At 70.5% G+C, this 24,808-nt stretch carries 22 protein-coding genes; 11 read left to right on the top strand and 11 right to left on the bottom strand.

Translation table 11 applies throughout. The annotated features are described in order from the left end of the window. Positions 1-35: 35 nt before the first annotated feature. The 4 genes from K8638_RS32795 to K8638_RS32780 form a co-directional block, all read right to left on the bottom strand. Positions 36-542: a biopolymer transporter ExbD gene (locus tag K8638_RS32795; RefSeq protein WP_223758621.1), complete on the bottom strand. Its 507-nt coding sequence runs from the start codon at positions 540-542 to the stop codon at positions 36-38. Next, positions 542-955 carry a biopolymer transporter ExbD gene (locus tag K8638_RS32790; RefSeq protein WP_223758620.1) on the bottom strand — a complete coding sequence of 138 codons (414 nt, stop codon included), beginning with the start codon at positions 953-955 and terminating at the stop codon, positions 542-544. The genes K8638_RS32795 and K8638_RS32790 overlap by 1 nt, the downstream gene beginning before the upstream one ends. Positions 956-1,084: 129 nt before the next feature. Continuing rightward, complete coding sequence (locus tag K8638_RS32785; protein WP_223758619.1) at positions 1,085-1,768, bottom strand: MotA/TolQ/ExbB proton channel family protein; 684 nt, start codon at positions 1,766-1,768, stop codon at positions 1,085-1,087. 69 nt (positions 1,769-1,837) lie between these two features. Next, positions 1,838-2,587 carry an energy transducer TonB gene (locus tag K8638_RS32780; protein ID WP_223758618.1) on the bottom strand — a complete coding sequence of 250 codons (750 nt, stop codon included), beginning with the start codon at positions 2,585-2,587 and terminating at the stop codon, positions 1,838-1,840. Positions 2,588-2,817: 230 nt separating this feature from the next. Between K8638_RS32780 and K8638_RS32775 the strand changes: the two genes are divergently transcribed. From K8638_RS32775 to K8638_RS32760, 4 genes are all read left to right on the top strand, one after another. After that, positions 2,818-6,054, top strand: coding sequence for a TonB-dependent receptor (locus K8638_RS32775; RefSeq protein WP_223758617.1), 3,237 nt, complete (start codon positions 2,818-2,820; stop codon positions 6,052-6,054). Positions 6,055-6,090: 36 nt separating this feature from the next. Next, positions 6,091-6,807: a hypothetical protein gene (locus K8638_RS32770; protein WP_223758616.1), complete on the top strand. Its 717-nt coding sequence runs from the start codon at positions 6,091-6,093 to the stop codon at positions 6,805-6,807. Between the two features lie 131 nt (positions 6,808-6,938). Next, complete coding sequence (locus K8638_RS32765; protein ID WP_223758615.1) at positions 6,939-8,483, top strand: radical SAM protein; 1,545 nt, start codon at positions 6,939-6,941, stop codon at positions 8,481-8,483. A 93-nt stretch (positions 8,484-8,576) separates the two neighbouring features. Continuing rightward, complete coding sequence (locus K8638_RS32760; protein ID WP_223758614.1) at positions 8,577-9,494, top strand: hypothetical protein; 918 nt, start codon at positions 8,577-8,579, stop codon at positions 9,492-9,494. A 67-nt stretch (positions 9,495-9,561) separates the two neighbouring features. Here the strand turns inward: K8638_RS32760 and K8638_RS32755 are convergent, their stop codons facing one another. Further along, positions 9,562-10,167, bottom strand: a complete 606-nt coding sequence (locus tag K8638_RS32755) for a hypothetical protein (RefSeq protein WP_223758613.1) — start codon at positions 10,165-10,167, stop codon at positions 9,562-9,564. A 4-nt stretch (positions 10,168-10,171) separates the two neighbouring features. After that, the gene (locus tag K8638_RS32750; RefSeq protein ID WP_223758612.1) at positions 10,172-10,768 is read right to left on the bottom strand and encodes a DUF4920 domain-containing protein; all 597 of its coding nucleotides are present in this window, start codon (positions 10,766-10,768) and stop codon (positions 10,172-10,174) included. Between the two features lie 89 nt (positions 10,769-10,857). On the opposite strand from K8638_RS32750, the gene K8638_RS32745 reads away from it, so the two are divergent. Together K8638_RS32745 and plsY are read left to right on the top strand one after the other, a co-directional pair. After that, positions 10,858-11,289 carry a DUF2752 domain-containing protein gene (locus K8638_RS32745; protein ID WP_223758611.1) on the top strand — a complete coding sequence of 144 codons (432 nt, stop codon included), beginning with the start codon at positions 10,858-10,860 and terminating at the stop codon, positions 11,287-11,289. A gap of 10 nt (positions 11,290-11,299) precedes the next feature. Beyond that, positions 11,300-11,878: a glycerol-3-phosphate 1-O-acyltransferase PlsY gene (gene plsY, locus K8638_RS32740; RefSeq protein WP_223758610.1), complete on the top strand. Its 579-nt coding sequence runs from the start codon at positions 11,300-11,302 to the stop codon at positions 11,876-11,878. Here the strand turns inward: plsY and K8638_RS32735 are convergent. The 3 genes from K8638_RS32735 to K8638_RS32725 form a co-directional block, all read right to left on the bottom strand. Further along, complete coding sequence (locus K8638_RS32735; protein ID WP_223758609.1) at positions 11,795-13,045, bottom strand: class I SAM-dependent RNA methyltransferase; 1,251 nt, start codon at positions 13,043-13,045, stop codon at positions 11,795-11,797. The genes plsY and K8638_RS32735 overlap by 84 nt on opposite strands. Positions 13,046-13,096: 51 nt before the next feature. Further along, positions 13,097-13,381: an antibiotic biosynthesis monooxygenase gene (locus tag K8638_RS32730; RefSeq protein ID WP_223758608.1), complete on the bottom strand. Its 285-nt coding sequence runs from the start codon at positions 13,379-13,381 to the stop codon at positions 13,097-13,099. A gap of 118 nt (positions 13,382-13,499) precedes the next feature. After that, positions 13,500-16,586 (bottom strand): DNA translocase FtsK 4TM domain-containing protein, encoded by a 3,087-nt coding sequence (locus tag K8638_RS32725; RefSeq protein WP_223758607.1) that lies wholly within the window; start codon positions 16,584-16,586, stop codon positions 13,500-13,502. Between the two features lie 238 nt (positions 16,587-16,824). Between K8638_RS32725 and K8638_RS32720 the strand changes: the two genes are divergently transcribed. Genes K8638_RS32720 through gatB form a run of 4 tightly spaced genes read left to right on the top strand, consistent with a single transcriptional unit; the run spans position 16,825 to position 20,421 of the window. Continuing rightward, positions 16,825-17,160, top strand: coding sequence for a zf-TFIIB domain-containing protein (locus K8638_RS32720; protein ID WP_223758606.1), 336 nt, complete (start codon positions 16,825-16,827; stop codon positions 17,158-17,160). A gap of 20 nt (positions 17,161-17,180) precedes the next feature. Beyond that, complete coding sequence (gene gatC / locus K8638_RS32715) at positions 17,181-17,468, top strand: Asp-tRNA(Asn)/Glu-tRNA(Gln) amidotransferase subunit GatC (protein WP_223758605.1); 288 nt, start codon at positions 17,181-17,183, stop codon at positions 17,466-17,468. A 17-nt stretch (positions 17,469-17,485) separates the two neighbouring features. Continuing rightward, entirely contained in the window at positions 17,486-18,991 is a 1,506-nt protein-coding gene (gene gatA / locus K8638_RS32710; RefSeq protein ID WP_223758604.1) for an Asp-tRNA(Asn)/Glu-tRNA(Gln) amidotransferase subunit GatA, read from the top strand. Next, a complete protein-coding gene (gene gatB / locus K8638_RS32705; RefSeq protein WP_223758603.1) occupies positions 18,982-20,421 on the top strand; it encodes an Asp-tRNA(Asn)/Glu-tRNA(Gln) amidotransferase subunit GatB in 1,440 nt (479 codons plus the stop codon). The genes gatA and gatB overlap by 10 nt, the downstream gene beginning before the upstream one ends. Here the strand turns inward: gatB and K8638_RS32700 are convergent. Together K8638_RS32700 and K8638_RS32695 are read right to left on the bottom strand one after the other, a co-directional pair. After that, complete coding sequence (locus tag K8638_RS32700; RefSeq protein ID WP_223758602.1) at positions 20,418-21,500, bottom strand: carbon-nitrogen hydrolase family protein; 1,083 nt, start codon at positions 21,498-21,500, stop codon at positions 20,418-20,420. The two genes, gatB and K8638_RS32700, sit on opposite strands and share 4 nt — an antisense overlap. 17 nt (positions 21,501-21,517) lie before the next feature. After that, entirely contained in the window at positions 21,518-22,480 is a 963-nt protein-coding gene (locus tag K8638_RS32695; protein ID WP_223758601.1) for an isopenicillin N synthase family oxygenase, read from the bottom strand. Between the two features lie 176 nt (positions 22,481-22,656). On the opposite strand from K8638_RS32695, the gene K8638_RS32690 reads away from it, so the two are divergent. Next, positions 22,657-24,807: a protein kinase gene (locus K8638_RS32690; RefSeq protein ID WP_223758600.1), complete on the top strand. Its 2,151-nt coding sequence runs from the start codon at positions 22,657-22,659 to the stop codon at positions 24,805-24,807. Position 24,808 lies beyond the last annotated feature (1 nt).

Here is a 24,808-nt window from a genome sequence, read left to right as displayed (position 1 = left end):
TCCAACCCGGAGCGTAGGCCGCCCGGAGGAGGCTCTCAGGGAGCGGGCGCCGGCGCGGGTGCCGGGGTGCCGGTGTCCACCGCGGTGCCCTGGATGACGGCGTTCTGCGGCAGCTCCGTGGCCATGGCGAGCACCTTCGCGCCGGCCGTCTTCGCGCCGTCCATCGCGACGATGAGCCGGCCGTAGTTGGCCGCGTCGTCCGCCATGAAGAAGACGATCTTCTCGTCCGGCTTCTTGGCCGCCAGCATGCGCTTGAGGCGGTTGACGTAGTCGGCGGGGGCAATCTTCTCCGTGTTGACGGAGTAGCCGCCGTCCTTGTCGAGCTGCACCACCAGCTGCTGGTCGTTCGGATCCGGCGGGGTGGGCTCCTGCTCCACCTCCGTGTCGGGGACGCGCACCAGGATGTCCTTCTCCATGAGCGGCGTCACCACCATGAAGATGATGAGGAGCACGAGCACCACGTCCACCAGCGGCGTGACGTTGATCTCGGAGTTCGGTGCGGACGCGGGCTTCACGAACTGCCGCTGCTTGTGTCCGGCCATTACTTCTTCTCCTCGACGCCGAGCGCGATCTGCTTCGCCTTGGACTTGCGGGCCACGTCCAGCACCCTGCGCACGTCGCCGACGTTCAGCGTGTTGTCACCCTTGAGCAGGATCTTCTTGCCCGGGTCCTTCGCCAGCTCCTCGGTCAGCTTGTCCTGGAGCGCCTGATCATCCACCTGGTCGTTCTCCACGAACACCTTCTTGTCCGGGGTGATGGAGAGGATGAGCGGGTCGGGTCCCTGCTTCCCCTCCTTCTCGACTTCGGTGGCCTTCGGCAGCTCCACGGACTTGCCGCGCTGGAGCATGGGGGTGACGACCATGAAGATGATGAGGAGCACCAGCACCACGTCCACCAGGGGCGTGACGTTGATGTCGCTCTTGATGCCCCCCTTGGGGCCTGCTGACATTCCCATGCGAGTACCTGATTCCTGGATGGAGGAGAGCCCGCCTCCGGTGGCGGCCTTGAGCCCCTTCAGGAGCTCAAGCCGTGCTCACGCGAGGGCGGGCCTCGGGTCGTCCCCGGGCTTGCCCCGGGCCACTGCTCAGGCCGCGTGCGAGGTGTGGGCGCCGCCGCCCAGGTGACGGGCGACCACGTCCAGGAACTCGTTGGAGGACTCGGAGATGTCCACCGCGCGGGCATCCACCCAGCCCTGCAGGAAGTTGTAGGCCATCACCGCGGGGATGGCCACGAGCAGACCGAAGGCCGTGGTGATGAGCGCCTCGGCGATACCGGCCGAGATGGTGCCCAGACCGCCGGAGCCGGAGGTCGCCATGAGCTGGAAGGCGGTGACGATACCCATCGTCGTGCCGAGCAGACCGACGAAGGGCGCCGTGGAGCCCACCGTGGCCAGCAGGCCGAGGCCGCGCTTCATGCTCTGCACCTCACGCTGGGCCTGGCGCTCGAGCGCGCGCGCCACCGACTCCACCGCCACGTCCTTGTTGTTCGGGCTGATGCGGTACGCCGTCAGGCCGGCGTTGATGACGCGGCCCAGGTGGCCCACGTCCTTGCCCAGGTTCGTGTTGGCGGCCGTGTTCAGGTCGCCCTTGGCCAGGATGGCGCCCATCTTCGCCGCGAAGGTGCGGCTGTCCGAACGCGTCTTGCGGAAGACGAGCATGCGCTCCGCCATCACGACCAGCGACGCGATGGACATGATGCCCAGGGTGAAGATGATGCACCGGGCGAAGAGGCCCGTGTGCGCCCAGATGCTAGCAAGTGAAAAGTCCATGATATTGGAGCGCTCCTCCTCACGAGCGCGGGGGTGATCAGCGGTGCTTCTCTACAGAGCGCGCCCGAGTCAGCGCGGCAGCTTGAAGTTCAGGGTGAAGGTGTAGTCAACCTGGACCGGACGGCCCTGGAACGTGACGGGCTTGTAGCGCGATGAAGTCAGCGCGTCCAGGACGGCCCTTTCCATGTGGGGCAGGGGCTTGATGATACGGCAGCGCTCCACTCGACCTTCCACGGTCACCACGCACTTGACGATCATCGTGCCCGCCACGCGAGCTTCCAGCGCCTCGCGCGTATACTCGGGCTGAGGGCCGGAGATCTTCTCCGGGCGCGTCATGCCCGCGCCGAAGGGGAGCACGTCCGTCCCCGTCCCGCCGAGCTGACCGCCCACCACACCACCGATCACACCGCCGACGACGCCACCGACCACGCCACCGGGAACACCCCCCTCGACGCCACCCTCGACCTCCTCCTCGCTCGCCTCCTCCTCCTGGGCGGGCTCCTCGGACGGCTCCACCTCCTTCGGAACCTCCTTGGGGATCTCCTTCGGCTGGACGATCTGATCCGGCTTCTTGGGCTTCTTCGGAGTCGTCTTCGGCTTGGAGGACGCGGCCGGAGGAGGCGGAGGCGGCGGCGGAGGCGGGGGGGCCATGGTGGCCTTCAGCGTCACCTCGATCTCCTTCTCCTCGGCGGGAGGCGGCCGCAGCGAAAGCCACAGCGCGAGGCCGAACAGCGCCAAGTGGAGGAAGACCGAGATGGCGGCCCCGACGCCGAACCGCGACTTGGGCCCCTGACCGCGGTCAAGGACTGAATCGAACATGAACTAGACTCCTCTTGACCAGTGGACTGCGCCACGGCCTGCCCGGATGAGAAGGCCGCGTACCATACAGAAACGCGTTTCTGGTTCAAGCAGGCGTGTCGAACGGTACCCGACGTGATCGCGCAATTGCCCCACTGGTCACCAAAAAGCAACGGTCTATTGACAACTGCTCGACCTCGGATATTTTCCCGAGTCATTTTCGGTTGCAGCCCACCTTGGAGGGGTATGGTATGCACGTGAACCGAGTGCTCCGGGAAACCGGAGTTGTCCTGGCCGCAGGTCTGCTTTACGGATCGGCGGCTTTCGCGCAGTCGAGCACGATGATCGGAACGATCATCGACGCTCAGAGCCGGCAGCCTGTTCCTGACGTCGTCGTGACCGCCACCTCGCCCAACCTTCAGGGCGAGCAGACGGTGGTGAGTGACGCGCAGGGCAACTACCGTATTCCCCAGCTTCCGCCGGGTGTGTACACCCTGCGGTTCGAGAAGGAGCAGTTCCGTCCGTACGCGCGCGCTGACGTCCAGCTGCGTCTGAACCGCACCATCCGCGTCAACGTGGAGCTCCTGCCGGAGTCCCTCGGTGAGGTGGTGGAGATCACCGGTACCCCGCCGACGATCGACGTGGGCTCCACGACCACGGGCGTCAACGTGGATCAGGAGTTCATCAAGCGCATCGCCGTGGCGCGTCCGGGCGGCAAGGGCGGCGCGGCCCGCTCCTTCGAGTCCCTGGCCGAGCTGGCGCCTGGCGCCCAGACGGACCAGTACGGCGTGTCCATCAACGGCGCGACCTCGCCCGAGAACGGCTACGTGGTGGACGGCCTGTCCACGAACGACCCGGCCTACGGCGTGAACGCGAGCCCGCTGAGCATCGAGTTCGTCCAGGACGTGAACATCATCACCGGCGGCTACATGCCGGAGTTCGGTCGTTCCACGGGCGGCGTGGTCAACGCGGTCACCCGGTCGGGCTCCAACGAGTTCCACGGCTCCGTCTTCGCCAACTGGACGCCGGGCACCCTCGAGGGTGACCGCAAGCTGGTTCGCGAGGAAGGCACGGTCATCACCGGCCTCAACGAGCTGAAGAACCTGGGCGACTTCGGCGCCACCCTCGGCGGTCCCATCCTCAAGGACAAGCTGTGGTTCTTCGCCGGCTTCGCGCCGTCGTTCACCCGCTACCAGCACACCCGTACCCTCAACGCGCTGGAGGTCATCGAGGACGGCCCGCGGACCCGGTACGCCACGGATGAGAACGGCTTCACCGTCGCCAACGCCATTCCGGGCTCGGAGCGTCAGTACTTCGCGGACTCCCGCAGCCTGCAGTACATGGGCAAGCTGACGTACCTCATCAACCAGGACCACAACGTGTCGTTCGCCCTGAACGGCACCCCGTCCTCGACGGGCGGCCTGGGCAAGCTGACGCTGGATCCCCGCACGGGCCTGCTGCCGGGCGCCCTGACGGCGCGTCCTGGCGACTTCGGCCTGACGGAGAACAACGCCAACACCACGTCGCTGGCCCTGAAGTACGCCGGTGCGTTCATGGACAAGAAGGTCCTGGTCGACGCCAACGTCGGTTGGTTCCACCAGACCGCGTCCACGCTGCCGGGTGATGGCAGCAAGCTGGGTGACAGCCGCGGCCTCGCGGGCTACTCCCGCATGACGTATACCAACCCGCGCACCCTGACGGTGTTCGAGAGCCTGCCCGAGGGCTACGCCGCGGCTTGCGACCCCGTCACCTACCTCGACGAGGAGGGTGAGGAGCAGGTCATCGACCGTTGCCCGGTCACCGGCTACTCGGTGGGCGGCCCCGGCTTCATGAGCGACGCGAAGCTGGACCGCTACCAGATCAACGCCAAGGCCACCTACCTGCTGAACGCGCTCGGCACCCACGTGCTGAAGGCCGGCGTGGACACCGAGTTCCTGGTGTACGACCAGACCAAGGCCTACGGCGGCGGCGTGTTCTTCCAGGAGAGCGTCCCGTACGCCGGCGCCACGTATCAGGATGGCACGGTCAGCGACTTCCGCCGCTACGGCTACCAGACGGCGCCTGACACCCCCATCACCCAGCTCACCCAGCAGGCCAAGTCCACCAGCACCACGGTGGGCGGCTTCGTGCAGGACTCCTGGTCCCTCGCGAACCGCGTGACGCTGAACCTCGGCGTCCGCTACGACGTGCAGGCGATGTACGGCGGTGACGGCGAGCTGGCGCTCATCATGGGCAACCAGTGGTCGCCGCGCGTCGGCGCCATCGTCGACCCGTTCGCCAACGGCCGCGCCAAGTTCTTCGTGAACTTCGCCCGGTACTACGAGCAGGTGCCGCTCAACCTGCTGGACCGCGCCTTCCCGGGTGAGCGCCGCTTCAGCGCGCGTCGCCAGCTGGCGGAGCCGGGGGATGGTACCGGCCGCTGCGATCCGTCCAGCCGCGAGAGCCAGGAGACGGACTGCCGCTCCGCGGAGAACGTGATCGCGCTCCCGGAGTCCAACCGCAACCCGAACCGCCTCTACACGGGCGGCAAGGTGGAGAACGAGCCGGTCGACCCGGACATCAAGCCGCAGTCGTCCGACGAAGTGGTGGTCGGCGGTGAGTACGAGCTCCTCGCCAACACCCGCATCGGCGCCAGCTACACGCACCGCGACATGAACTCGGTCATCGAGGACATGAGCCGCGACGACGGCAACACGTACTTCCTCGGCAACCCGGGCTCGGGCTTCGCCAAGGAGTTCCCGAAGCCGGAGCGCAACTACGACGCGGTCACCGTCTACCTGAACCGCACCTTCGCGGACGGGTGGCTCGCCCAGGCCAACTACACCTGGTCGCGCCTGTACGGTAACTACCCCGGTCTGTTCCGTCCGGAGACGGCGCAGCTCGACCCGAACATCCTCTCGGACTTCGACCTCATCGAGCTCCTGGAGAACCGCACGGGTCTGCTGCCCTTCGACCGTACGCACCAGATCAAGGTGTTCGGCGCCAAGGAGTTCAACCTGACGAGCGAGCTGTCGGCGAGCCTCGGTGTTTCCTACCGCGGCAGCTCCGGCACGCCCATCAACTACTACGGCGCGCACTCCTCCTACGGCACGGACGAGTCCTTCGTCCTTCCCCGTGGCGAGGGTGGCCGGACCCCGTGGGTCAACACCATCGACTCCAACATTGGTGTGAACTACCGGGTCAGCAAGGACAGCGTCGTCTCCTTCACCCTGGACGTCTTCAACCTGTTCAACTTCCAGGGCACGGACGCGGTGGACCAGACCTACACCACGCTGCCCGTGCAGCCCATCGCCAACGGCAGCCCGTCCGACCTGCCGGGCAACGTCGATTGGCAGGCCGGTGAGGAGCGCGAGGACGACCCGGACACCGAGCTCATCGACGAGTCCAAGTTCGGCACCGTCGATGGCGACATCAACAAGAACTTCAAGAACCCGACCCGTTACCAGCCGCCGCGTCAGGTGCGGTTCGGTATCCGGTACACGTTCTAATCCTGGGCCCACTTCGGAATCGGAACCTCAAGTCACATGACCAAGAACATTCTCAAGACCACGCTTGTCGTGCTGAGCGCTGGTAGCATGCTGACTGGCTGCGATCTGGAGCAGCCAGAGGCCGCCTGCTTCGTTCAGGACGCGACCAACTGGATTGCGAAGTACGACCAGGTGGACGAGCCCCGCCTGGTGGTGGACGGTGTCGTCACGGACCAGGCCTGCGAGCTGGTCGCGCCGAAGGCGGAGCTGCTCGGCGTGTACAAGTTCGTCAACCCGGACGCCGGGAACGCCGCCACCCTGGCCCTGCGCCCGCAGGGTCTGGCGAGCCGCGGCCTGGCGGACACGACGACCGATCAGTCGGAGCAGACGGCGATCGGCAACTTCGCGTCGGAGGCGGATGCCAATGATTTCTGCGGCGCCCCCACCTTCGAGTCCGCGCGCGTCGTGACGGCCACGGGTGGCATCAGCTACCAGTTCTCGAACATCCGCGTGTACGCCGCCCCGAACGCCCCCGGCACCCAGCTGACGGGTGAGCTGACCTACACGCGGGATGGCTGCCGTTCGAGCTACATCGTCAGCGCCCTGTGGCCTGCGGTGGGCTGCATCGCTGGCTCCACGGCTGCGGACGAGAGCTGCGGCGAGGGCTCCGGTCTGAACCCGGACTTCGCGGCCACCTGCCTCGACGGCATCGTCTGCGTCGTGGGCGGCACGGCCTGCTGCGTCCCGGCGAAGGCCATCCCCTCGTTCAACTAGACCGAGGCGTCATCTCTCGTCGCTGAAACGCGCCACCTCCGGGTGGCGCATCGCGGCCCCGGCAGCCCTCCCCACGGGAGTGGCCGACCGGGGCCGCGGTGTTTACAGAGCTGTACCCCACAGGAGGCGCATTGGAGGGCCGTTACTCACTCATCGAGCACGTCCGGAGCTTGCTGGCGGACGAGCAGGGCACGCTGTTCAAGGCGGCGCCCTACCGGGTGGCCCTCTGCTATCCGAGCCCCTACCACGTGGGCATGAGCTCGCTGGGCTTCCAGGCCATCTACCGGGAGCTGCACACGCATGCCGGGGCCACGGCCGAGCGCGTCTTCCTTCCGGATGACGTGGAGGCCTTCAAGAAGACGCGCACCCCGCTCTTCACGTGGGAGTCGCAGAACCCCGTCTCCAGCTTCGACATGCTGGCCTTCTCCGTGGCCTACGAGCTGGAGCTGACGGGCTTCTTCTCCTTGCTGGAATTGGCGGGCCTGCCCCTGCTGGCGGAGGAGCGCCGGGACGGAGGCCATCCGCTGGTGGTGGCCGGGGGCCCGCTGACTTTCTCCAATCCGGACCCGCTGGAGCCCTTCGTGGACGTGCTCGTCCAGGGCGAGGCGGACGACCTCATCCACGTGCTGGTGGACGCGGCGGCGTCCATGGAGCGCGAGGCCCTGCTCGACTACCTGGCGCGCACCCCCGGCTTCCGGGTGCCCGGGCGGGGAGGGACGCGCTACCACGTCGCCAAGGCGACGGACGCCCGGCTGCCCGCCCGCTCGCAAATCATCACCCCCCATACCGAGCTGCGCTCCATGTTCCTCATCGAGCCGGAGCGGGGCTGCTCGCGGGGCTGCCACTACTGCGTCATGCGGCGCACCACCAACGGGGGCATGCGGACGGTGCCTCCGGAGCGGGTGCTGTCGCTCATCCCGGAGCATGCGAAGCGGGTGGGGCTGGTGGGCGCCGCGGTGACGGACCACCCGCGCATCGTCGAGCTGCTGCGCACCCTCGCCGACTCGGGGCGTGAGGTGGGGGTGTCCTCGCTGCGCGCGGACCGGCTGACGCAGGAGCTGGTGGATCAGCTCCGGCGGGGAGGGGCCACCAACCTGACGGTGGCGGCGGACGGGGCCTCCCAGCGGATGCGGGACCTGGTGGACCGCAAGCACTCGGAGGAGCAGATTGTCCGGGCCGCGAACTTCGCCCGCACCGCCGGGATGAAGCAGCTCAAGGTGTACAACGTGGTGGGCCTGCCCTACGAGGGCGACGAGGACATCGACGAGCTGATCCGCTTCACCGCGGAGCTGTCCCGCATCCTCCCGGTGGCGCTGGGCGTGGCCCCCTTCGTGGCCAAGCGCAACACGCCGCTGGACGGGGCGCCCTTCGCGGGCATCCGCGAGGTGGAGGGACGGCTGGAGCGGCTCCGGAAGGGCCTGCGGGGACGGGCCGAGGTGCGGCCCACGTCCGCGCGCTGGGCCTGGGTGGAGTACATGCTGGCCCAGTGCGGCCCGGAGGGCGGGCTGGCGGCCATGGACGCCTGGCGGGCCGGGGGCAGCTTCGCCGCGTGGAAGCGCGCCTTCGAGGCCCGGGGCTGTGAGCCCTACCTGGCGCGCCGGGTGGAGGACGGACGGCGCAACCCCGTGGTGTGGCCCACCGTCGCGAAGGTGGCGCCCCCGGCGTCCGCCGCCTGACGCGTTCCGCGACGGGACGGTGCACGGCCGCCCCGGCTTCCGCTAGAAGGCCGCTGACGCCGATGGCCGGCGTCGACGGCAGCGGAGAATCGTGTGAGCACGCAGCGCGTGGACAAGGCGTGGCAGCAGAAGGGCCTGAAGGAGTACCCGACGGAGGCCCTGCTGGGGACGCTCGGCCACTACGGGCTTCCCGTGAGTGAGGAGGAGTTCCGGAAGCTGGCGGAGACGGCCTTCCCGCTGGGCATCGCCCAGCAGTGGCGGGCGAAGTGGAAGGGCACCGGCCCCTTCAAGGACTTCGCCGTGGCGGCGGCCGTGGAGCTGTGGCGCCGCTGGCTGCCGGACCGGGTGGCTCCGATGGAGCTGGCGGACACCCTGAGCGGCCTCATGCACGCGCTGGCGCTGCTGCTGGACGGCAAGCAGGACGCGCCGGTGGCGGAGGCCTTCGAGAAGATGAACGCCGTGCGCGCGCGCATGCCGCTGGACGAGCAGGGCGCTCCGCAGGAGCGCTTCATGCGCGAGGCGCTGGCGCCCTTCACGGAGAAGCAGGCCGAGGTGTTCGACAGCCTCGCCGAGGCGCTGGCCTCCGCGGGCCATGCCGCGCACGCGGACGCCTTCGCCGACCTCGAGGAGTTCCTGCTGCCGGACCGCAAGGGCATTGCCAGGGCCATGGTGCGCGCGGCCCGTGGCGAGGTGGATGGCGCCACGGAGGACCTGGTGAAGTTCACCGAGGACACCTCGCGCGCCCCCATCTCCCGCCTGCTCGCCGTGGATGGCCTCATCCACGTGAAGGCGCATGGCCGTGCCGCCGCGGCGGCCCGTTCCCTGCTGGACTCGGCGGAGAAGGGCGGCGACCTGCACCTGGCGCTGGACCTCGTTCCCCGCCTGGAGCACATCTACAAGGCGCAGAACGACCGTGAGTCGCTCCTGGAGCTGATGCTCATCTCCCAGCGCCTGGAGGAGGCCCACGACAAGATTCACCCGGGCCACCGGCGCCACCGTCACGGGCGCTGAGGCGCGCTGAAGGGCAGCGGCGAGGGTGGGGTGGGCCCGTCCCGGGTCCACCTTCCGCTCCCGCGTCTCAGCCTGGCCCGTCCGGGCCGCCGGCCTCGTCCTTGCCGCCGGCGACTGGAGAAGGGGCCTCCGGCGCGGGGGCACCTGCCTCCGCCTCCGCGCCCGCCTTGCGCTTCAGGGGCACGCGGAGGACGCCGGGCACGCCTTCCGCCACGTCGCGCACGGACACCACCGCGCCCACCGTCGTGTAGCGGATGGCGCCCGTCTGCGTGAAGGCGTGCTTGAGCGGGTATTCCTTCGCGCGGGGGAGGAACCACTCGCGCGTGGCGCGCATGGGCAGCACGTGCAGCTCGCCCTGCGAGAGGAAGACGTACACCAGCAGGTCCGCGCCGCTGTAGAGGAAGCAGCCCGGGGTGTCCTTCTCCAGGTTGGACACCAGCTCGAAGAAGTAGCGGCGGCGGGTGGCGTTGCGGTCGCCCTTCACCTCGATGCCGCGCACCTCTCCCGAGGGCAGCTCCCAGAGCAGGTCCACGCCCCGGTGCTGGAAGCGCGGGTCCTCCTGCACGTCGTGAACGCGGGAGCCCGGCTCGGTTTCGAGAAGCCACGCGCGGGCGTGCTGGACGGCGCGGTCCGCCGCGCCCTGCACGCCGCGCATGCTGAAGCTTCGCGCCATGACGTCAGCGGCGCAGCTCGACGCCCGTGGCCACGAGCTGCACCTCGCGCGGCTTGCCGTCCGCGCCGCGCGGGACGATGGCGCCCTCGGACTCGTAGTGCTGCGCGCGGCTGTCGCTCAGCTCGGCCACCTTCAGCACGCCCTCCACGCGCGCCTGCGAGCCGGCCGAGTCCAGCGGGACGAAGAAGCCGTAGTCCTTGAACGTCACCCGCACACCCGGGCTCTTGTCCTTGGCGTCCGCCGCCAGCTCCATCCAGCAGCCCTTGCGCTCGCACGCCTTGCGCACCGTGCCCTCGACCAGCACCGTCTTCCCGTCATGCGCCTGGGGCTTCGCCAGCACGTCCGCGAGCTTCAGGGCCTGGGTGCCCTTGATGGGCTCGCCCCGGGTGAGCTTCCAGCCGTCCTGGGCCGGAGCGGCGGCCTGGGCAGGCGCGGTCTCCGTCTTGGCCGCGGGCGTCTGGGCCTTGGCGGCCTGCGGCGCGGGCGGGTGGTGGCAGTCGGCCTCGGCGGCCTTTCCGGCCTTGGCGGGCGTCTTGTCACCCGCGAGCGCGACCAGTGGGACGGCGACCAGCAGCATCAGGGACGTGCGGAGCGTGTGCATGGGCCGTACGCTTAGCCAGAAGTCCTTGCCCCGGCAAGCCGCCGCTCGTACTAGATTGCCCCTGGCTCCCACACTCCGGTGAGGCGCGCATGAAGGTCCTCATCCCTCCCCGCAACCGCCACCTCGGCACCGTGGATGTCCTGGGCATCATCGGCGTCGTGGGTCTCCTCGTGGCCCGCTACATCCCGGTGGCGCGCATCATCCCCTTCTGGGGGTGTGTGCTGCGCGAGCAGACGGGCTGGCCCTGCCTCGGCTGCGGGCTGACGCGGGTGGCCGACCGGGTGTCCCATCTCAACCTCGCCGGTGCCTGGGACGCCAACCCGCTGGGGACGGTGGCCGCCCTCCTGTTCGCCCTGGCGGCGGTGGCCATGGTGCTGCACCTGGTCTTCGCCGTCCCCATCCCCGAGGTCCAGCTCTCACCGCGGGAGTGGGGCGTATTGCGCGTGGTGCTGCCGACGCTGGTCCTCGTCAACTACGCCTGGGTGGTGGTGAAGACGCGCTTCCCCCATCTGCTGCTGTAGCCTGTCCCTCGTGCCATCCGCGCTCGTCCTGCTGGGCTACCTCGCCGGCTCCATTCCCTTCGGTGTGCTGCTGACGCGGTGGCTGCGCGGCGTGGACGTGCGCCAGCAGGGCAGCGGCAACATCGGCGCCACCAACGTCACCCGCGTGGCGGGCAAGAAGCTGGGCGCGGTGGTGCTGCTGCTGGACGCCCTCAAGGGCGCGCTGCCGGTGGCGCTGGCGCTGCGCGTGCTGCCGGGGCAACCCATGGTGCACGTGCTGGTGGGCCTGGCCGCGGTGCTGGGCCACGTCTACCCGGTGTGGCTGAAGCTGCATGGCGGCAAGGGCGTGGCCACCGCGCTGGGCGTGCTGGTGGTGCTGGTGCCCGAGGCGGCGGTGGCCGGGGCGCTGGTGTATGCCGCCGTCCTCGCGGTGTGGCGGGTGAGCTCGCTGGGCTCGCTGGCGGCGGGGGCCACGGCGGTGGGCACGTCGGCCCTCACCGCGCGCGCCACGGAGTACGCCGGTCTCTCAGCCTTCCTCCTCGCCCTCATGCTGTGGACGCACCGGAGCAACATCCGCCGGCTCATGCGGCACACCGAGCGGCGCTTCTGAGGTGTCTCCGTCTGGCCGCGCGGGGCCTCCCGAGGGCCGGTAGCCCAGCAGCGTGCAGGCGATGGGGCCGTTCCACAAATCCCTTCGCGCGGAGGGGCGCGCGTGGAAGGCGCTCTCGAAGGCCGGGTTGCCGGAGAGCACCCAGACGCGCCAGCCCGGCACGCGGAGCGACTCGCCCAGCTTGAAGTAGAAGCTCTTCATGCCCTTCTGCCCGCCCGAGCCCAGCCGGTCTCCGTAGGGCGGGTTGGTGATGATGAGGCCGCCCGTGGCGGGCAGCGGGGGGAGCTTCGTCGCGTCGCCCTCGGCGAGGTGGATTTCCTCCGACAGCTTCGCGGCCCGCACGTTGCGGCTGGCGGCCTCCAGCGCCTCCGGGTCCTTGTCGAAGCCCAGCAGCGGCACCGTCACCTTGCGCTCGTTGCGCCGGGCGTCCGCGCGCAGGTCCGCGAGCAGCTCGCGCGCCCGCGTCCCCAACTCCGGCCAGCGCTCCACCGCGAAGTCGCGGTTGAGGCCGGGGGCCCGGCGCCGGGCGATGAGGCCGGCCTCGATGAGGAGCGTGCCGGAGCCGCACATCGGGTCCACCAGCGCCTCCTCGCCGGTGTAGCTCGCGGCGCGCAGCAGGGCCGCGGCCAGCGTCTCCTTGAGGGGCGCCGGGGTGGGGCGCACGCGGTAGCCCCGGCGGTGCAGGGGCTCGCCGCACAAATCCAGCGAGAGTGACAGCGTCTCGCGCGACAGGTGGGCCACCACGCGCACGTCCGGGTCTCGCGTGTTGACGTCCGGCCGGGCGCCCTTCGCGTCGCGGATGCGGTCGACGATGGCGTCCTTCACCTTGAGGGCCACGAAGCCCGAGTGGGTGTGCTCGCTGTCCTTCAGCGTGGCGTCCACCGCGAAGGTGGTCTCCGGCGTGAGGTGCTCCTCCCAGGGAATCTCGGCGGCGGCCTCGTAGAGCCCCTCCGCGCCGTGGGCCTCGAAGGCCCCCAGCGGGTAGAGCACGCGCATGGCGATGCGCGACCAGAGGCACACCTTCAGCGCCTCGTCGAGCGTGGCCATGAAGCGCACGCCGCCGCGGTCCTGGCGGATGCGGCGGGCTCCGAGTTCCTTCAGTTCGTCGGCGAGGAGGTCCTCGGTGCCGCGGGCGGTGGTGGCGAAGAGGGCAATGCGTTCAGCCATGGGACACCGCCCATAGACGACGTGAGGCCGCTTGGGAACCGGCAACGCGCATCAAGTGCCCACCACCTCGTAGATGGCGAAGGTGGCGCCCTCCTGCTCGGCGCTGGCCTCCTTCGCCCGCCGGAAGTCCTCCGACTGGAAGTAGGCACGCATCGCCTCCCTGTCACGCCAGCGCGTCACCAGCAGCAGCTCCGGCGAGCGCTCGAAGGAGCGCAAGACCTCCAGGCCCAGGAAGCCCTCGTGCGCATCCACGCGCCGGGCCCGCTCCTGGAAGCGGGCGACCAGGCGGTCCGCGTCTTCGGGGGCGGGGCGGAAGCGGGAGATGGCGACAATCATGGGGACGCGTCCGGGTGGAAAACGAGACGGGGGCGCCCGGCCTGGCCGGAAGCGCCCCCGTCGGGAAGAACCGTTCGTGGGGCCACGCCCGTTCCCGGAGCGTGGCGGCGCGGATGACCTACATGGCCCCGGCGCCCGGCATGTCGCCCACGCCCCGGATGAGCACCTCGCGGGGCTTGGCGCCGTCGGCCGGGCCCACCACGCCGTCGCGTTCCATGCGCTCAATCATGCGCGCCGCGCGGTTGTAGCCGATGCGCATCTTGCGCTGGAGCATGGAGATGGAGACGGCGCGCATCTCGCCGACCACCGCGAGCGCCTGGTCGTACAGCTCGTCGGACAGCTCGTCCTCCTCGCCGCCGCCGCCTTCGCCTTCCTCGTCGCGCGGCTTGAGGATGGACTCGTCGTAGACGGGCTTGCCCTGGGCCTTGAGGTGGTCCACCGCCTTCTTGATTTCGTTCTCCGACACGAAGGCGCCGTGCACGCGCTGCAGGTGCGCGCTGGTGGGCGGCATGATGAGCATGTCGCCCATGCCCAGCAGGGCCTCGGCGCCCACGGTGCCGAGAATGGTCATCGAGTCCGGCTTCGAGCGCAGCATGAAGCTGATGCGCGTGGGGAAGTTGGCCTTGATGACGCCGGTGACGACGTCCGTGGACGGGCGCTGCGTGGCCACCATCAGGTGGATGCCGGCCGCGCGGGCCATCTGCGCCAGGCGGGCCACGTAGGTCTCCACCTCGCGGCTGGCCACCATCATGAGGTCCGCCAGCTCGTCGATGATGACCACGATGTAGGGCAGCTTCTTGAGCTCCTTCTTCTCCGGCTTGTCGCCGGCCGCCTCCACGGGAGCGCCCTCGCCGGAGTCCTCGGGCTCGGCCTCCACCTCGGGCACCTCGGGCTCGGCGGCCTCCACCGCCTCGCGCATGTCCTCCTCGTCGTCGCGCGGCGCGGCCACGCCCAGGCCGTCGGCGGGGGCCACGGGCTTCGCCTCGCCCTCCACGACGAACACCTTCTTGGGCTTCACCTTCTTCGGCGCGGGCTCGGCGTTGAGCGTGCCCTTCACCTCGGTGGCGGAGGTCTCCACCAGCTTGTTGTAGCCGGCGATGTTGCGCACGCCCGCCTCGGACAGCATCTGGTAGCGGCGCTCCATCTCCTCCACGGCCCAGCGCAGCGCGAGCGCCGCCTTCTTCGGGTCCGTCACCACCGGCAGCAGCAGGTGGGGGATGCCTTCGTAGACGGACAGCTCCAGCATCTTCGGGTCCACCATGATGAAGCGGACCTCCTCGGGCGTGGCCTTGAGGAGGATGCTCATGATCATGGAGTTCACGGCCACCGACTTACCGGAGCCCGTGGTACCGGCGATGAGCAGGTGCGGCGCCTTCGCCAGGTCGAGGACGTACGGCATGCCCTCGATGTCCTTGCCCACGCACATGGTCAGCTTGCTGGGGCCCTTGTGGAAGGCGTCCTGCTCGGCGATTTCCTTGAGGTACACCGTCTCGCGGTCGCGGTTCGGCACCTCGATGCCCACCACGCCCTTGCCGGGGATGGGGGCGACGATGCGCACGCGCATCGCCTCCATGGCCATGGCCAGGTCGTCCGCGAGCGCGGCAATCTTGCTCACCTTGATGCCGGGGCCCGGGAGGAACTCGTACATGGTGACGACGGGGCCGGGGCGGATTTCCACCACCTCGCCGACGATGCCGAAGTCCGCCAGCTTCGCGCGCAGCTTCTCCGCCGTGGTGAGGAACGCGTCCTTGTCCAGCGCGGAGCGCTCCTTCTTGTCGCACTCCAGCACGTCCAGCGGCGGCAGCGAGAAGCTCTTGCGGTCGCCGACGAACTCGAACTGGTCCTGGCTCTTCTTCGCGGTGGGCTTGGGCGGGGCCTTGGGCTCCACGATGAGCGGCATGCGCGCGGCCAGCGCGGCCGGGGGCGCGGGGACGATGGCGGCCTGGGCCGGAGCGGCGGGCGCCACCGGAGCCGCGGCGACGGGGGGCACCACCGCCGGAGCCATGGGCTCGGGCTCCGCGGCCTGCGCGGCGGCCAGGGCGTGGGCGGGCACGGGCGGGGTGGACGGCGCCGGGCCGGTGACGATGTTGGGCGTCTTGCGGCGGGCGCGCGGCGGCTCGGCGGCCTCCGCGCCCGCGGGCACGGGACGGGGCTCGGGCGCCAGGAACGACGCGGCCCAGGCGGGGTCCGCGCCGGGCCCCAGGCGCTTGGGGGCCGGCTTCTCGGTGACGGCCTCGGCGGCCTCGGGCGGCAGCGAGTCGTCCTCCTCGCGGGGGGCCAGCTTCGCCGCCAGCTTCTCCGCCTTCTCTCGCTCGCGGGACTCCTTGAGGGCCAGCTTCGCGGCGGCGGCCTTCTCCTTCTCGTCCTGCTTGGCCAGGCGCACGGCCTCCTCGGCCATGGCCTCCGCCTCGGCGGCCTCGGCCTCGGCGGCCAGCCGCTCGGCCTCGGCGAGCTCCTCCTCGTCCGCCTCCAGCTGCGCGAGGAAGGCGGCCTCCTCCAGCTTCTCCTGCGCCGCGCGCTCCTGGCGCTCCTTGTAGGCGACCTTCTGCGCCTCCCAGAAGGCCAGGGCGGACTCGCGCAGGCGGGCGCCCAGCACGCACATGCCGGCCCACACCAGCGAGCAGAGCTTGAGGAAGGTGTACTGCGTGCCGACGATGAGCGCCGCCGCGCTGACCGCCGTGACGAGGATGACGGTGCCGACGGTGGAGAACAGCCCCTCCAGCACGCCGCCCAGGCCGGCGCCCAGCGCGCCGCCCGGCGGGTGCGCCCAGCCCCTGTCCCCGCCGAACATGAGCTGCGCCAGCACGGACACGCTGACCGTCAGCAGCACGAGGCTGACAATCTGGGGCCCGCGCTTGCGCTCGCGGCTGCCCACGAACAGCACCATGGCGGTGTAGATGCCACCCACCGGAATCAGGTAGGCACACACGCCCAGCATGCCCCGCAGTGACTCCGCGATGAGGTGCCCCATGGGCCCCACCGCGTTGCGGAAGCCGGGGCCTACCCGGTCCTTCACATCGAATGTGGCCACCGCCAGCAGGGACAACAGGGAGGCCGCCATCAGGAACACACCGGTGATGGCCCGCCCGGCGACGCCACCGCCCGAGCCAGCCTTCATCCGCTTGTCCGCCAGCGCCTTGCGCCGCGTCGCGATTTCCTGCCGGGACAGGACCGCCTTCTCCGCCCGACCCTTCTTCGCCGTCATGACCTCTTCCCTCTGCGCGTCTCAGTCGCGTAGCGGGCTGTAGCAATGCCCGGCGCCGAGTGTAGGGAGGGAGGGGGACCGGTCAATTTCCCGGCCACCTCCCGAGGGAAGCGGAAGCCACGTGACAGGGGGCCTACATTTCGGCTGCACCCCTCCACGGAGGGGGTATGTTGCCGCCCATCAACGCCACCCGGACGCGCCGCGTCGCGGGGAGGCTGGATTTCGTGGAGGAATACCCATGGCCGACGTCCGTACCGAGAAGCCGTCTTCCACCGAGGAGGAGTACTTCGCCCGGGAGGAAATCGAGAAGAAGCGCAAGCTGGCCCTCCAGCAGGCCGCCGAGACGGCGGCGAAGCAGCGCGAGGAGCTGAAGCAGCTGCACTACATGAAGTGCCCCAAGTGCGGCATGGACCTGCAGACGCTGAAGCAGGGCAACGTCGAAATCGACACCTGCTTCAACTGCCACGGCGTCTTCCTGGACGCGGGCGAGCTGGACCAGCTCATCAACCAGCACGGCCACGAGGGCAGTGGCAAGGTGATGGGCGCCATCCTCAACCTCTTCAAGAAGAAGTAGCCGCAAGGGGAGGACGCTCCATGGCCCTCACGCTCGAGCAGGTGCGCCACGTGGCCACGCTGGCGCGGCTGGCGCTGACTCCGGAGGAGGAGCAGCGCTTCACCACGCAGCTCTCCGCCGTGCTGGACGCGGTGGCGCAGCTGCAGGCGCTGGACGTGGAGGCCGTGGAGCCCACCTCCCATGCCACGCTCGCGGACTCGCTTTTGCGCGAGGACGCGACGCGGCCGTCGCTGCCGCCGGAGAAGTCCCTGGCCAACGCGCCGGCGAAGTCGGGCACCAGCTTCGCCGTGCCGAAAATCATCGAGTAGCCCCGGAGCCTCAAGCCATGCAGCTCACGGACCTCACGATGCTGGAGCTGGCGGCGAAGCTGGCCGCGGGGGCGGTCTCCTCGGAGGAGGCCACCCGCGCGTGCCTGGAGCGCATCCGCCAGGTGGACCCGAAGGTGCGCGCCTTCCTGCGCGTGGACGAGGAGGGCGCCCTGGCCGCCGCCCGGGCCAGCGATGCGCGCCGCAAGGCGGGCAGCCCCGCCAGCGCCCTGGACGGCGTGCCGGTGGGGCTCAAGGACATCTTCCTCACGGAGGGCGTGGAGACCACCGCCGGCTCGCGCATCCTGGAGGGCTTCGTTCCGCCCTACGACGCCACGGTGGTGCGCCTGCTGAAGGAGGCGGGCCTGCCGCTGGTGGGCAAGCTGAACATGGACGAGTTCGCGATGGGCTCGTCCAATGAGTCCAGTGCGTACTTCCCCAGCCACAACCCGTGGGACCTGGCGCGCACGCCGGGTGGCTCGTCGGGCGGCTCGGCGGCGGCGGTGGCGGCGCGCGAGGTGTTCGGCGCGCTGGGCACGGACACCGGCGGCTCCATCCGCCAGCCCGCGGCCCTCACCAACACCGTGGGCCTGAAGCCCACCTACGGCCGGGTGTCGCGCTTCGGTGTCATCGCCTTCGCGTCGTCGCTGGACCAGCCGGGCCCCATGACGCGCACGGTGGCGGACGCGGCGGCGCTGCTGCAATTGATTGCACGGCATGACCCCCAGGACGCCACGTCCGCGGCGGTGGAGGCGCCGGACTACTCGGCGGACCTGGAGGGCGGGGTGCGCGGCCTGAGGCTGGGCGTGCCTCGCGAGTACTTCACCGAGGGCATGGACCCGGAGGTGGAGGCGTCCGTGCGCGAGGCCCTGCGCGAGTACGAGCGGCTGGGCGCGACGCTGGTGGACGTGTCGCTGCCCCACACGAAGTACGCGCTGGCCACCTACTACCTCATCGCCCCGGCGGAGGCGTCCAGCAACCTGGCGCGCTACGACGGCATCCGCTACGGCCAGCGGGCGAAGGACGCGCGTGGCCTCAAGGAGCTGTACGCGCTGACGCGCGAGCGGGGCTTCGGGCCGGAGGTGAAGCGCCGCATCATGCTGGGCACGTACGCGCTGTCCGCCGGCTACTACGACGCCTACTACCTGCGCGCGCAGAAGGTCCGCACCCTCATCCGCGAGGACTTCACGAAGGCGTTCCAGCAGGTGGACGCGGTGCTGTCCCCCACGTCCCCGGTGCCGGCCTTCAAGCTGGGCGAGAAGGTGGACGACCCGCTGTCCATGTACCTGATGGACGTCTTCACCCTGCCGTGCAACCTGGCGGGCCTGCCCGGGCTGTCCGTGCCGTGCGGCTTCACGAAGGCGGGGTTACCGGTGGGGTTGCAGATTCTGGGGCGGCCGTTCGACGAGGCCCGCCTGCTGCGCATCGCCCGCGCCTACGAGCGCGAGCACGACTTCTTCCTCCGCCCGGCGCCCCTCCAGGGCTGGCCCGAGCGCCAAGCATCGGTGACACCGCCATGCCCGTGAGCGATTTCCAGCCCGTCATCGGCCTCGAGGTCCACGCGCAGCTCCTCACGCAGTCGAAGATTTTCTGCGGCTGCTCCACCGCGTTCGGCGCCGAGCCCAACCGCAACACCTGCCCGGTGTGCCTGGGCATGCCGGGCGTGCTGCCGGTGCTCAACCAGCGCGTGGTGGAGTTCGCCGTGCGCACCGGCCTGGCGCTGGAGTGCACCGTCAAGAAGACGAGCGTGTGGAGCCGGAAGAACTACTTCTATCCGGACCTGCCGAAGGGCTACCAGATTACCCAGTACGACCAGCCCATCTGCGAGCACGGCCGGCTCGTCATCGACACGCCGCAGGGCGAGAAGGTCATCCGCGTCCGCCGCATCCACATGGAGGAGGACGCGGGGAAGAACGTGCACGACACGAGCGGGGGCCAGAGCCTCGTGGACCTCAACCGCGCGGGCGTGCCGCTGCTGGAAATCGTCAGCGAGCCGGACCTTCGCGACGCGGACGAGGCGGTGGAGTACCTCAAGACGCTGCGCGACGTGCTCGTCTACCTGGGCGTCAACGACGGCAACCTGGAGGAGGGCAGCTTCCGCTGCGACGCCAACGTGTCGGTGATGCCCAAGGGCTCCTCCACGTACGGCCAGCGCTGCGAGCTGAAGAACCTCAACTCGTTCCGCTTCCTCAAGCAGGCCATCGAGTACGAGATTTCCCGGCAGGTGGACGTCATCGAGTCCGGCGGCAAGGTGGACCAGGAGACGCGCCTGTGGGACGTGAACAAGGGCGTCACCCGCTCCATGCGCAGCAAGGAGGAGGCGCACGACTACCGGTACTTCCCGGAGCCGGACCTGCCGCCGCTGCACGTGAGCGACGCCGCAATTGATGCCGCCGCGAAGGCCCTGCCGGAGCTGCCGCGCGCGAAGCTGACGCGCTTCACCAGCCAGTACGGGCTGCCCGCGTATGACGCCCGCATCCTCACCGCCGAGCGCCCGCTGGCGGACTTCTTCGAGGCGTGCGCGGCGCACTACGCGGACGCGAAGAAGCTCTCCAACTGGTTCCTCGGCGAGCTGATGCGCCTGTTGAAGGAGGAGGGCACGCCGCTGTCCGCGCTGCGCTTCACCCCGGCGCAGCTCGCGGAGTTGCTGGGCGCGGTGGACAAGGGCACGGTGTCCGCCAACGCGGGCAAGGACGTGCTCGGGGAGATGTTCCGCACCGGCAAGGCGCCCGCGGACATCATCGCGGAGAAGGGCCTGGCGCAGGTGAGCGACACGGGCGCGATTGAAGCGGTGGTGGACGACATCCTCGCGAAGAACGCCGGCGAGGTGGAGAAGTATCGCGCGGGCAAGAAGCAGGTGTTCGGCTTCTTCGTGGGCCAGGTGATGCGGGCCATGAAGGGCAAGGGCAACCCGGCCCTCGTCAACGAGCTGCTGAAGAAGAAGCTCGGCGACTAGCCTCCCGTGCCGGTGCCCGCGGGCAGGGGCACCGTGACGTGGAGCACGTCCTCGTCGCGGGGAGTCGGGGACCGGGCGAGCACGCGCACCTCGCCCGGTGCCGGGCGCTCCAGGATGAGAGAGGGCGCCTCGAAGGTGTTGTCGAAGAAGCCCCCCACGAGCTGCGGGTTCACCGCGTAGCGCACCCGGGTGAGGGCGCGGAGCTGGGTGTAGAGGCCCTCGTTGAACCATTGCTCGCGCCGGAGCTGGGACTCGCCCGCGGCCTCGTCGTTGAAGGCCCACGGCGCGTCCCACGGCCACGCGTTGGCGGAGGGCTGGGCGATGACGTCCACCCCCAGCGCGTCCAGGTACTGCGCGCACGGGACGAACCACGGCTCCTTCGAGGTGTGCGGCTCGCGGAAGCCGTCGTAACAGACGAGCGTCCCCAGCCGGCCGAAGGGCGTCTGCAGGACGGGAAGGTCCTCCGGCCGCCCCGGGCTGAGGTGCAGCACGTCCTCCTGCGTGGGCACCAGGTTCACCTTGCGCGTCACCGCCACGCAGCGCCCCTCGGGAGAGAAGGTGTAGCTGGTGTTGAAGGTGCGCGCGCCGTCCGGCTCGAAGTCCGGCGTGTCCGGCCCCAGGCGGTTGGCCGGCAACAGCGCGCTGCCCGCCACCACCCACAGCCCGAAGTCCCGGGCGATGCCGGAGAAGGTCTCCCACATGGCGCGGTGCACCCGGGGCGCCACCGCGGCGTAGAGGCACTCCTCCATGGAGGGGGGACGGAAGCGGCGCCAGGTGCGCCACATCGTCCACGCCTCGGCCAGGGCCATGCGCGTCATGGCGCCGTTCGTCGTGCGGCAGCGGCGCACCCGGGGCAGGTGCCCCATCAACCCCAGGGCCGCGCCCACCATCTCCGGCCACACCGCGAGCGCGGGGTGGAGGGGCCGTCCCGAGGCGTCCCGGGCCCTCAGCGCGTCCACCCGGGCGGCCAGGGCCCGGTGGTGCGCGGCGAAGGAGGCCGGGGACGCGTAGTCCTCCAGCGAGACGCGGGGCTGGACGGCGAACAGCTCGACATGGGTGGCGGGCAGGGGAGCGTCCATGGAGGCGTCCGGGGCCCCTACTTCAGCAGGCCGTTCTCCCGCAGCCGCTGCTTGAGGAAGGCGTCCGCGGTGATGGGGGCATGGCGCGCCGGGTTGTCCGGCGTCTGCGTGCACGGCAGCGGCTGGAGCACGCAGTCCGCATAGGGGTGCACGAAGAAGGGCAGGGAGTAGCGCACCGTGTCCTCGTCCGCGGAGCGCGGGTTCACCACCCGGTGCGTGGTGGCGGGGATGACGTTGTTCGTCACCCGGCTGAGCATGTCTCCCGAGTCCACGACAATCTGCCCGCGCAGGGTGTCCACCGGCAGCCACTCGCCGTCGCGCGTGAGCAGCTCCAGGCCGGACGCGGTGCCCTCGCAGAGCAGGGTGAGGAGGTTGATGTCCTCGTGCTCGGCGGCACGCACCCCTCCGGGGATGAAGCGCTCCCGGAGCGGCGGGTAGTGGATGAGCCGCAGCACCGAGTTTCCGTCCGTGGCCATGTCGCGGAACGTGTCGCGCTCCACGCCGAAGTACTCGGCCAGCGCCTGGAGCATCACCCCCGCCGCGCCGTCCAGCGCGTGGAAGAGCGCCAGGGTGTGCTCGCGGAACGTGGGCACCTCCTCCGGCCACACGTTGGCGCCGTAGACGTCGCGGTAGCGGTGGGAGGGCGGCAGCTCGCGGCCCACGTGCCAGAACTCCTTCAGGTCGCCCACCTGGCGGTTCTTCGCGTGCTCCTGGCCGTAGCCGATGTAGCCGCGCTGGCCAGCGCGCTCGGCCTCCGCGTAGCGGGACTTCACCGCCTCCGGGAGCGCGAAGAGGCGCTCCACGTCCGAGTAGGTGCGGCGGATGAGTCCGTCATCCACGCCGTGGCCCTCCACGGTGACGAAGCCGAACTCCTTGAGGCCGTCGCCGAACACCTGCACGAAGCGGGCGCGCTCCTTCGGCGTGCCGGTGCGGTAGTGGGACAGGTTGACGACGGGGATGCGACGTGCGGTTCCGAACATGGGGCCGCACTCTAACCAGCGTGATGGATTGTCGGCAGGACGTGCGTCCGCCGGAGGACCGTCGCCTCCGACCGCGGCACCGGGTTGCGCGGCACTACGCGACACCCGCCCGTACCGGCAGTGGAAGCACGTCTTCACCGGTGTCCAAGCTATGCAGGCAGGCCCGGGGGAGCGGTATGGCCGAGGTGAGCAGCGATGACGTGTGCGTGACATGCAGCCGGCGGCACGGGGCGGATGCGTCATGCTCGACGCTGGTCCGCGCGGATGCCGGGAGCGGGGGGGCGCCTCGGCGGAGGTACGCCCCGGTGGTCGAGGAGGTGGACCCGCTGGTGGGGCAGCGGTTCGGCAGCTTCCGCCTGGTGCGGCGCCTGGGGCGGGGCGGCATGGGGTCGGTGTACCTGGGCGAGCACGTCTCCATTGGCAGCAAGGTGGCGGTGAAGGTGCTGCATGACCACCTGGCCATGTACCCGGAGCTGGTGCAGCGCTTCCACGCGGAGGCGCGGGCCGTCAACCTCATCGGCCACGAGAACATCGTCAGCATCTTCGACCTGAACGCCGCGCCGCCGCGTCCGCACCTCATCATGGAGTACCTGGACGGGGCGCCGCTGTCCGCGTGGGTGGGCACGCCGCTGCCGGCCGCGGCGGTGGTGTCCGTGCTGGCGCAGGTATGCGACGCGCTCCAGGCGGCGCACGCGCGAGGCATCGTCCACCGCGACCTCAAGCCCGACAACATCTTCCTGGTGCGGCGCGGGCGGGGCACGCCCTTCGTCAAGGTGCTCGACTTCGGCATCGCCAAGCTGGTGGACGCGAACATGCCGCAGACGCACGCGGGCATCATCGTGGGCACGCCCGAGTACATGGCCCCGGAGCAGTCCCTGGGGGGACGCCTGGACGGGCGCGCGGACCTGTACGCGCTGGGCGTCATCGCCTACCAGCTCGTCACCGGGAGGCTGCCCTTCAACGACGAGGGGCTGGCCGCGCAGCTCGTCGCCCATCAGACGCGACCGCCGCCATCCCCGCGCTCGGTGCACCCGGGTGTGCCTCCGGCCGTGGAGCGGGTCATCCTGCGCGTCCTGGCCAAGCACCCGGAGGAACGCTACCCGTCCGCCGCGGCCCTCCGCGCGGCGCTGCAAGCCGCCATCGCCGAGGATGCCCGCGGCCCGGCTCCGGAGGTCAACGCACTGGCGGCGACGCCGCCCGCGAGGGCTCCGGACGAGGCCCCCGGGCTCGCGAGAGAGCGCGGACCGGGGCCGTCGGCGACTCCGGAGCAGCCACACCGTGGGCCCCCCGCCGCTCCGGTGCGGAGCGGGCCGGAGCTGTCGTCGCCACCCGGTCTGCCGCCACGGGGGTCCCCCGCTGCTCCGGTGCGGAGCCCTTCCCCGCCAGTCGTCCGCCCCGCGACGCCCGTCCGTCCTCGCACGGTGGAACTGCCGGTACAGGTGGTGCTGCGCCCGGGGGATTCGCCCGTGCGGCTCACCGGCTCGGACCTGTCCCGGGGAGGCCTGTTCCTGCGCAGCGACGAATCACTGCCGCCGCTGTGCGCGAGGCTGCCGGTGGTGCTGGAGCTGGAGTCCGGGCCTCTGTCCGTGCTGTGCGAGGTGGTGCGCCATGTCCCACCCGAGCAGGCCCGGGTCTGGGGCATGCCCACCGGCTTCGGCGTTCAGTTCGTGGAGGCCACGGCCACGCTGAAGGCCGCGGTGGATCAGCTCCTCAAGGAAGGGACGGCGCGCCGGCCTCCCCAGGGGCCCCAGGAGGACGACATGGAGGCGGCCCGAGTGCTGGAGTCCTGGCGCCAGCGCTCGGCGGGGGACCACTACGCCGTGCTGGCCCTGGCCCCGGACGCCGACATGGAGTCCGTGCGAGCCCGGGCGCGCGAGGCCTGGAGCTCCCTGGAGTCGCTCCGTCAGCGGCCCCTGTCCCCCTCCCAGCGTGCCCAGCTGGACGCACTGGTGGTGCGCGTCCGGGAGGCGGGCGAGGCGCTAGGCGCCCCGGTGCAGCGGGCCCTGTACGACGCCTGGCATGGGAACCACGCGGGCGTGGTGAGGTGCCTGGAGGCGGGGCTCACCGGCGAGCAGCTGGAGTCACTGCGGCGCGAGTTCCTGGCCCGCCGTCCCCAGGCCGCGGGCACCGCGCGCGTCCACTTCCTCTCCGGCGGGGGGCTCGAGCGGGACGGCCAGCTGGCGAAGGCGCTGGAGCACTACGAGCGCGGGCTGGCGCTGGACCCGCTGGAGCCGGGGCTGCTCCATCGCTACCGGGTGGTCTGCCGCGCCCTGGCGGTCCGAATCGCCTCTCCGGCCCCCAGAAACGACAGGGCCCGGTCCCCTTGAG

Source organism: Myxococcus sp. RHSTA-1-4, from assembly GCF_020037125.1.
GTDB lineage: Bacteria > Myxococcota > Myxococcia > Myxococcales > Myxococcaceae > Myxococcus.
The sequence above is the reverse complement of the archived record's forward strand: the minus strand, read 5'-3'. Positions and strand labels throughout refer to the sequence as shown.